The organism is Neobacillus drentensis, assembly GCF_036965645.1.
Taxonomy (GTDB): Bacteria; Bacillota; Bacilli; order Bacillales; family Cytobacillaceae; genus Neobacillus; species Neobacillus drentensis_D.
In genome coordinates, this window is the sequence record NZ_JBALPZ010000300.1 from 1 (window position 1) to 1,620 (window position 1,620).

The window sequence follows — 1,620 nt, forward strand, 5'->3', positions numbered from 1 at the left end:
ATATATAGGGGGATTATGATGGCTTCATTAGTTAATTGCCGAGTTTGTAAGCAACCAGTAGCAGATACAGCAAAAAAGTGTCCTCATTGCGGTGTGGATGATCCTGGGAAAAATAGTTTTGAGACCGCTTTTGGTTGTGGTTGTCTTATAGTAGTTGCGGTAGTCGGTTATTTTGTATACAAGATTTTCTTTTGATAAAACATACATTAAGAAAATATAAATTTACTGTTTTTTGAGTTGAGAAAATTAGTACATAGCATGGAGTAAGTAAGGCATCCGAATTGGGTGCTTTTTATTATGGATAAAACGGGTAAATCATGCTCAAAATCATAAAAAATGGATAGGAGAGGTAAAATGTTTAATCAGGGTTTACATGATAGTATTTCCGCAATTCAACAAAAGCAACATGAGGATAAACAGTGGAAAGAAGAACTGTTATCTGTTTTGAAAAGTATTTATGAAAAGCTAGATAAATTGGTTTAATAAAAACTAAATGTCCTCCAATAGGTTATAATTATTTATTGGGAGGGTTGTTTATGTACGATAACGTTATTGCAGCATTAACACTAATTAACACTGTTGTGTTTGGCGTATTGGCTTTTAGGTTTAACAGAAAATTAGAGGATCAAAAATATAAAATATCTAGGAAATATAAAGATTTTGAACTCTATACTGTTAAAAGACATGAGACTTATCCAGAGCTATTTAAGTTAATTTTAATTACTTATAATAAGGCATCTGGTTCATTTAGCAAAAGTAATTCTCTACATTTTGAGGGTTATAATACTGAGGATATTAAGTATTATCTTGAGGAACAAAAGATTCCGATAGGTAAGATTAATGAAATTGTCCAAATGTGGGATCAAAGTAGAGAATTGGCAATTCTAGAGATAATAAAGTTTGAGCAACTAATTAGTGTTAAGGACGCATGGCAATCTTTCACTGATGCAGCTAACTATCTTTATCAAAATGAATTATATATTTCCGATGAAGTCGCAGATCACTGTCGTCAAATATTTTTTAAATTGCAAAACTTAAATCTAAATTTGAAATATCCTAATCCAGAGACAGTTCTTGAAGACTCTAGACTAATTGTTGAAACTAGAAATGCTTTATTTGAATTAAAGAATATAATGAGACAAGAATTATCAATTGCATACAATAGTGAAGATTAACACCAGCTCTGGTGTTTTTTTATTTGGAGGTATCATGCCTATTCGTCTTACTCAGTGTGAAAACTGCTCTACAATGTTCAAGGCTAGGGTAAGGAAGGCAATCAGTTTAAATAATTATTAATTGAAAGAGGTATGGCTAATGGGAGATAAAAGATTAGAGTTATTAAGTGAAGTATATGATGTGATGGTAAATGAAAAGGATATTCGTGCAGTAAAAAATGTTCAATCCAGTGATTATGATACTAACAAATTACATTATCAATATTTAGAGGCTAAAGGGTATGTGAAGATTTATCCTAAGCAAAGTGATGGATCAATTGCTATTGGTATCACTGTTGATGGTATTGACTTTTATGAGGATGTAAAAGATACTGCTCCTGCTTATTGGAGAGAATAATTAAGTAACATTAATTTATTACAATAGCGATGAAGATGTAATAAGTTA

3 protein-coding genes and 1 pseudogene are annotated in these 1,620 nt (G+C 31.0%); all 4 read left to right on the forward strand.

Features of this window, described 5'->3' with window-relative positions:
• Positions 1-195, forward strand: a pseudogene (locus V7266_RS30635) (hypothetical protein); the annotation flags it as partial.
• A 159-nt stretch (positions 196-354) separates the two neighbouring features.
• Positions 355-483, forward strand: coding sequence for a hypothetical protein (locus V7266_RS30640; RefSeq protein WP_335473048.1), 129 nt, complete (start codon positions 355-357; stop codon positions 481-483).
• A 53-nt stretch (positions 484-536) separates the two neighbouring features.
• Positions 537-1,175: a hypothetical protein gene (locus V7266_RS30645; RefSeq protein ID WP_335473049.1), complete on the forward strand. Its 639-nt coding sequence runs from the start codon at positions 537-539 to the stop codon at positions 1,173-1,175.
• A gap of 139 nt (positions 1,176-1,314) precedes the next feature.
• A complete protein-coding gene (locus tag V7266_RS30650) occupies positions 1,315-1,572 on the forward strand; it encodes a hypothetical protein (RefSeq protein ID WP_335473050.1) in 258 nt (85 codons plus the stop codon).
• The last annotated feature ends 48 nt before the right edge of the window (positions 1,573-1,620 follow it).

What these genes read in the sequence shown, in the direction of transcription:
- V7266_RS30640 (WP_335473048.1), top strand. Translation starts at nt 355, where the DNA reads ATGTTTAATCAGGGTTTACATGATAGTATTTCCGCAATTCAACAAAAG.
- V7266_RS30645 (WP_335473049.1), top strand. Translation starts at nt 537, where the DNA reads ATGTACGATAACGTTATTGCAGCATTAACACTAATTAACACTGTTGTG.
- V7266_RS30650 (WP_335473050.1), top strand. Translation starts at nt 1,315, where the DNA reads ATGGGAGATAAAAGATTAGAGTTATTAAGTGAAGTATATGATGTGATG.